The following is a 6,416-nucleotide window of genomic DNA, read 5'->3' on the forward strand; positions in this document are numbered from 1 at the left end:
TACGCCACTCTGGTGGGGCATGTGGCTGATGCTCATCGTCGTCCCGCTTTACACGTCCAGCCTGCTGAAACAGCTGCACGGCGCGGTCAGGCGGGAAAAGGAGGCCAACCAGGCCAAGTCGAGCTTCCTCGCCAACATGAGCCATGAACTCCGCACGCCGCTCAACGGCGTCATTGGCGTGGCCGATCTGCTGGCGGAAACGAAGCTCGACAAGGAACAAAAGGAGTTTGCCCAGATCATCCGCGCATCGGCCGACACCCTGCTGGAACTGATCGACAACGTGCTCGATATTTCGCGCATCGAAGCCGGCCGCCTTGCCGCGACGGGAGAGGACTTCGACTTGCACCGCCTGGTCAACGGCACGGTCGCGATGCTGGAAACCCAGGCGCAGCGCAAGGGGCTCGCGCTGGCGGCGCACATTGCGCCGCAGACGCCGTTTCAGCTGCACGGCGATGCGCGCCACCTGCGCCAGATCCTCATCAATCTGATCGGCAATGCCATCAAGTTCACCGAACACGGCCGGGTCGACGTCTACATCCGCCCGGCCGGGCAAGGCCACCCGCAACGCCTGCGCTTCGAGATCGTCGATACTGGCATCGGCATCCCGGAAGCCGCGCAGGCACGCATATTCGACAGCTTCACCCAGGCCGATCCCTCCGTCACCCGCCGCTTCGGCGGCAGCGGGCTGGGCACCACCATTGCCAAACAGCTGGTGGAAGCGCTGGACGGGCACATCGGCCTGCACAGCCGCGAAGGGGAAGGCACGACATTCTGGTTCGAGCTGCCATTCGCATTGCAGGCCGCCCGGCCCGCCGCATCCACGGAACAATTCGACACGCCCATGCGGGTGGCGATCCTGGCGGGCGGCGAACTGAGCGCCCGCATCCAGACGATCGTCCGCAGCTGGGGCGCCGAAACCGTGGCGGTGGACAACACCGCCCGGCTCGCCGCCGAATTGTCCGTCCACCAGTCGGGCGGCACGCCGCTGGGCGCGGTGGTGGTGGAACGCGGCGTGCTGCCGGGCGACCCGGGCGCCTTCCTGCGCCTGCTGCGCGACGATCCCGGCCTGGCTGCGTTGCCGGTCATCCTGATCGAGTCCGATGCCGGCATGGCCCTGACGCACGACACGCAGCTGATGCGCGAAGGCTACGCGTCGGTGCTGCGGACGCCGGTCAACACGACGCTCTTGTTCAATGCCATACACGCGGCCGTCAGCCATGACATGCCGCACAACGTGGTGTCGCTGGCCAACCGCTTCCAGGCCCAGAGCGGGCGGACAGCCCCGCTGCGCATCCTGGTGGCGGAAGACAATCCGGTCAACCAGCGGGTGATCCGCGGCCTCCTGGAGCACACCGGGCACGAGGCCTATCTGGCACGCGACGGCGAGGAGGCGCTGAGCATGCTCGAATCCGGCGATCAGACCTACCACCTGGCCATTATCGACATGCACATGCCGCAGCTGTCGGGGCCCGAACTGGTGCAACGCTGGCGCTTCATGGAAAAGGGGCATCTGCCCATCATCATGCTCACCGCCGACGCGCGCGCCGAGGCGCAGGCGGCCTGCGAGGCGGCAGGGGCCGACAGCTTTCTCACCAAGCCGGTCAACAGCCGTGAACTCGTGGATCTCATCGCCCGGCTGGCCAGCCAGCAGCGGCACGCCCCGGCCGCCGTCCCGTCGCGCGCCCAGCAGCGGGAAGAACTGGATGAATCGGTGCTGGACGACCTCGCCCAGCTGGGCGGATACGATTTTGTGCGGGATCTGCTCGCCAGTTTCGAGGAAGACAGCGAGCGCTCGCTGCGCGATATCGAGCGTGCCCTGGCCAGCCAGGACTACGGCCAATGGCACGACCAGCTGCACATGCTGAAAGGCGGCGCCAGCGATGTCGGAGCCAACCGGCTGGCACAACTATGCGCCGAAGCCGAGCGCATCAAGCCTTACGAGATAGGCGACGCGAACACGCGCCAAAAGCTGGACGACGTGCGGTTTGCACTCGGCGAGGCGCAAACCGCCCTGATGGCCTACCTGGACCGGAAACTACGCGCCGAAAGCTTTTGACGGCCCCGCTGCGGCAGCCGTTTCGGTCTTGCCGGTTTGCCGGCTGACCAGCCGCTCCATCATCCGCAAGTCCCTGGGTTCCAGACGCAGGGCGGCATCCACCCAGATTTCGGTGATGCGGATCAATTCGTCGTATGGCGCGGGCTGGCTGACCTCGCGCGCAGCGCGCAGCGCGAGGATCCCGTTGCGGGATTTCTCCTCGCGCCGGATATGGTCGTAAACCGCGCCCTCGCCCTCGCCCGGCTCCGCCAGCACATCCACCACGCCCATTGCGTACAGCTCCTCGGCCAGATAGAGCTTGCCGCTGCGGATGATTTTCTCGGCCTGATGATGCCCTACCCGACGCCCCAGAAAGGTCATCGCGCCCATCCCCGGGAACAGGTTGAAGAGGATTTCCGGCAGCCCCATCTTGGCGCCGCGCTCGGCGATCAGCACATTGGCCGCCAGCGCGCTTTCGAATCCGCCGCCGAGCGCCTGCCCCTGAACCAGGGCGATGCTCGTCACATTGGGCCGGTTCAGGTGACTGTGCACCGCATAGGAACAGTCGATGCAGGCAACGGCGTAACGATACAGCGCATCGCGGTCGCGCGCCTCGATATGCTGCATGAAGAGGCTCAAGTCGCCCCCCAGGCTGAAGGTGTCGGGCACCTTCGATGCGAGGACGAAATATTTCACGTCCAGCTGCGCGGGATCGTCGATCATGCCGACCATGCCGTTGCCCCAGGCCAGCAGCTCACGCAGCAAGGTGGGCGTAAAACAGGGGCGCGGCGCCGCGTGCATATAGCCCCAGGCGACCTGGCTGTGCGGATCGAAATACGTGGAGAGCTGCGTATATGCGTTGTGTTGGGGTTGCAGCGCGGTGCCTACAGCTTGCAGGTGTGCCATGAGTATCTCCACGTATTTTATTGATCGGCCATGCGACGAATTTTCGGCATGTGTCAAAAGACTAACGCGGGAGGTGCGGCCACTCAAGCATGAAATCGTTACAGGCAGCGCATCTCGACATCGACTGCCGCGCAGGCTAGAACGCCCATACCATGCGCAGCGCCAGCACAATCAGCAGCAGGGCAAAAACCCGCTTCAATGGCTTCACCGGCAGGCGATGGGCGGTGCGCGCGCCGAGCGGCGCGGTCAGCACGCTGCCCAGCACGATGCCGAGGAGCGCCGGCAAGTAGACGAAACCGAGACTGCCGGCGGGCAGGCCGCTGGCGTCCCAGCCGCCCAGCACGTAGCCGGCCGCGCCGGCGATGGCGATCGGAAACCCGATCGCCGCGGAGGTGGCGATCGCCCGGTGCAGCGGGACGTTGTGCCACAGCATGAAAGGCACCGACAGGGTGCCGCCGCCGATGCCGACCCAGCTCGACACCGCGCCGATCGCGCCGCCCGCCAGCGTCGTCCCGGTCGGCCCCGGCAGGCCGCGATGCGGCGCCGGCTTGAAATCCAGCCACATCTGGATGGCGGCGTAGAACAGGAAGGCGATGAAGAACAGCTTCAGCAGCGTCGCCGGCATCTGCGCCGCCAGCACCGCACCGGCCAGCGTGCCGAGCACGATGCCCGGCGCGATGCGCCGCACCAGCGGCCATTCGACCGCGCCGTGGCGATGGTGCGCCCGCACGCTGGACAGCGAGGTGAACAGGATCGAGGCGAGCGAAGTGCCGAGCGCCAGCTGCGGCTCCATGCCGGCAGCCAGCCCCTGCGCGTGCAGCAGGAAAATCAGCGCCGGCACGATGATGAGGCCGCCGCCGACGCCGAGCAGGCCGGCGACGAAGCCGACCACCAGCCCCAGCCCGCCGTAGGCCGCCAGCAGCGCAGGATCGGCGATCACAGACGCTGGACGATGAAGTTGTACTCGGCCGGGTCGACCGGCGTGATCGACAGGCGGTTGCCTTTTTGCAGGATGCGCATGCTGGCGAGCTCGGGATAGCCGCGGATTTCCGCCAGCGGCATCAGCCGCGTCTTCTTCACCAGCTTGACGTCGACGTTGAACCAGCGCGGCGTTTCCGGCGTCGCCTTGGGATCGAAATACTTGTTCTTCGGATCGAACTGGGTGGCGTCGGGATACGCCGGCACGCTGACCTCGGCCAGCCCGGCGATGCCCGGCTCGGCGCACGACGAATGGTAGAACAGCACCTTGTCGCCGGGCCTCATCTGGTCGCGCATGAAATTGCGCGCCTGGTAATTGCGCACGCCGTACCAGGCGACGCTCTGCTCGGGCATGGCGGCGAGATCGTCGATGCTGACGTCGGAGGGTTCGGATTTCATCAGCCAGTAGCGCATGCTCAAGCCCGCTTGACGAGGGTGCCGACGCCTTCCGGCGTCAGCACTTCCAGCAGCAGCGCGTGCTCGACCCGGCCGTCGATGATGTGCGCGCTCTTCACCCCGCTGTTGACCGCGTCGACGGCGTAGCCGACCTTGGGAATCATGCCGCCGGAAATGGTGCCGTCGGCGATCAGCTCGTCGACCTCGCGCGGCGTCAGCCCGGTCAGCAGCCGCATCTGCTTGTCGAGCACGCCCGGCGTGTTGGTCATGAAAATGACCTTTTCCGCCTGCAGCGCGCCGGCGATCTTGCCCGCCGCGACGTCGGCGTTGATGTTGTAGGCGTTGCCCGCGGCGTCGGCGCCGAGCGGCGCCACCACCGGGATGAAGTCGCGCGCGTCGAGCACCTGGATGATCGCGGGATCGATGCGGGTGATCTCGCCGACCTGGCCGATGTCGAGCATCTCGTCGGCCTTGTCCTTGCTCTTCACCAGCATTTTCTTGGCGTGGATGAAGTTGCCGTCCTTGCCGGTGAGCCCCACCGCGCTGCCGCCGTGCTTGTTGATCAGGGTGACGATGTCCTGGTTGACCAGACCGCCGAGCACCATTTCCACCACGTCGAGCGTTTCCTCGTCGGTCACCCGCATGCCCTGGATGAATTCGCTCTGCTTGCCGATGCGCTGCAACAGGCCGGCGATCTGCGGGCCGCCGCCGTGCACCACCACCGGGTTCATGCCGACCAGCTTCAGCAGCACCACGTCCTTGGCGAAGGCCTCCATCAGGTGGCGCTCGGTCATGGCGTTGCCGCCGTATTTGATGACGATGGTCTTGTCGTAGAAACGCTGGATGTAGGGCAGCGCCTCGGACAGGATGTGCGCCTTCTCGGCGGCGGTGTGGGGGGAGGTCATGGCAGCTCCGGATTGAGTTTGGGGCGGATTCTACGCCAATAAAAAAGGCGGCGCGAAGCCGCCTTTCCCTTCGCGCCGCGCTGCGCTTACTGCACCGCCAGCCGCTTGGCCGCGGCCGCGGCTTTCTTCGGCAGCACCAGTTCCAGCACACCGTCCTGGTAACGGGCGGTGGCGGCAGCCTCGTCCACCTCGTGCTCCAGCGCGAAGCTGCGGCCGACGCGGCCGAAATAACGCTCGCGGCGCAGCACTTTCTCGCCTTCCTTGCGTTCGGCGCGCTTCCTCACCTCGGCGCTGATCGCCACGGTGTTGCCGTCGATGGTGACCTGGATGTCATCCTTGGCCACGCCCGGAATATCGGCATGAACGGCATAGCTTGTCTCGTCCTCCTGCACGTCCATGCGGATTTGCGGCGTCTCCTTGTCCAGCCGCACCGGACGGAAAAAACCGCGGAACAGGGTATCCAGCGGATCGCTCACTTCGAACGGGTCGTAACGGGTGATATTGGCCATGACGTCCTCCTTCAGGTTGACAAACACTCTCGGATAAAACCGATCTGGGGTACGCCATTCCCATTTCAAGAGCCCGCCTTGCCGCTGCGCGCGCCTGTGGCGGAATGCCCGCGCACCGTGCAATGCGGCATCGGGAACGGGTACCCGAAGGCGCTGCGGCGCAAAGCGGATACCGGCGCACGGAGGAAGTACGGAACTTGCTTCATCCATCATGGACGAACCACTGCCGTTTGCCGCCAGCCGGCCATCGGGCTGGAACGGCCGCCCGCAGGGGCTGCGTCCGTCATGACGCGCCGTTTTGGCAATGTCCCGCCTGTTCCAAAACGGAACAACGGCAGGCAATGCCGCAACGGGGCTCGACTCCGCCGGCGCATCAAAAGAGAATTGCAAAGAGAACCCGGCTCATGGGTTATCTGCAATAAAAACCGTCGGATTTCCGGCGCATTGTGTTGTTGTGCTTTTATTTGAAGCCTTATTTAGAGAGAACATCATGTCCAGCAAAAAACCCCTGATTTCCGTCGCTGTTGGTTCCGCGTTTGCCGCCGCCCTGGGGGCAGCGCCGATCGTTTCCGCGGCCGAGAATCCTTTCGCCATGCAGTCCCTGGACAAGGGCTACATGCTTGCTCAAGCCGGGAAAATGGGTGAAGGCAAGTGCGGTGCCGGCAAGTGCGGCGCCGCCATGATGAA

6 protein-coding genes and 1 pseudogene are annotated in these 6,416 nt (G+C 65.3%); 2 read left to right on the top strand and 5 right to left on the bottom strand.

Annotation, left to right across the window (positions count from 1 at the left end):
- A partial coding sequence (locus BGO62_RS10715; protein ID WP_296642188.1) for an ATP-binding protein occupies nucleotides 1-2,056 on the top strand: 2,056 nt, incomplete at its 5' end.
- Here BGO62_RS10715 and BGO62_RS10720 read toward each other — a convergent pair.
- From BGO62_RS10720 to BGO62_RS10740, 5 genes are all read right to left on the bottom strand, one after another.
- On the bottom strand, nucleotides 2,036-2,941 hold the full coding sequence (locus BGO62_RS10720; protein ID WP_296642189.1) for a crotonase/enoyl-CoA hydratase family protein: 906 nt from the start codon (nucleotides 2,939-2,941) through the stop codon (nucleotides 2,036-2,038). The genes BGO62_RS10715 and BGO62_RS10720 overlap by 21 nt on opposite strands.
- Before the next feature lie 136 nt (nucleotides 2,942-3,077).
- Nucleotides 3,078-3,881, bottom strand: a complete 804-nt coding sequence (locus BGO62_RS10725) for a sulfite exporter TauE/SafE family protein (RefSeq protein WP_296642190.1) — start codon at nucleotides 3,879-3,881, stop codon at nucleotides 3,078-3,080.
- Nucleotides 3,878-4,333, bottom strand: a complete 456-nt coding sequence (locus tag BGO62_RS10730; RefSeq protein WP_296642193.1) for an EVE domain-containing protein — start codon at nucleotides 4,331-4,333, stop codon at nucleotides 3,878-3,880. The genes BGO62_RS10725 and BGO62_RS10730 overlap by 4 nt, the downstream gene beginning before the upstream one ends.
- A 2-nt stretch (nucleotides 4,334-4,335) precedes the next feature.
- Nucleotides 4,336-5,220, bottom strand: coding sequence for an acetylglutamate kinase (gene argB, locus BGO62_RS10735; RefSeq protein WP_296642194.1), 885 nt, complete (start codon nucleotides 5,218-5,220; stop codon nucleotides 4,336-4,338).
- Between the two features lie 86 nt (nucleotides 5,221-5,306).
- Nucleotides 5,307-5,729 carry an Hsp20/alpha crystallin family protein gene (locus BGO62_RS10740; RefSeq protein WP_296642196.1) on the bottom strand — a complete coding sequence of 141 codons (423 nt, stop codon included), beginning with the start codon at nucleotides 5,727-5,729 and terminating at the stop codon, nucleotides 5,307-5,309.
- Between the two features lie 304 nt (nucleotides 5,730-6,033).
- Here BGO62_RS10740 and BGO62_RS10745 point away from each other — a divergent pair.
- Nucleotides 6,034-6,416, top strand: a pseudogene (locus BGO62_RS10745) (hypothetical protein); the annotation flags it as partial.

This window comes from Thiobacillus sp. 65-1402 (assembly GCF_001897685.1).
GTDB lineage: Bacteria > Pseudomonadota > Gammaproteobacteria > Burkholderiales > Thiobacillaceae > Thiobacillus.

What these genes read in the sequence shown, in the direction of transcription:
- BGO62_RS10730 (WP_296642193.1), bottom strand. Translation starts at nt 4,333, where the DNA reads ATGCGCTACTGGCTGATGAAATCCGAACCCTCCGACGTCAGCATCGAC.
- BGO62_RS10720 (WP_296642189.1), bottom strand. Translation starts at nt 2,941, where the DNA reads ATGGCACACCTGCAAGCTGTAGGCACCGCGCTGCAACCCCAACACAAC.
- BGO62_RS10740 (WP_296642196.1), bottom strand. Translation starts at nt 5,729, where the DNA reads ATGGCCAATATCACCCGTTACGACCCGTTCGAAGTGAGCGATCCGCTG.
- argB (WP_296642194.1), bottom strand. Translation starts at nt 5,220, where the DNA reads ATGACCTCCCCCCACACCGCCGCCGAGAAGGCGCACATCCTGTCCGAG.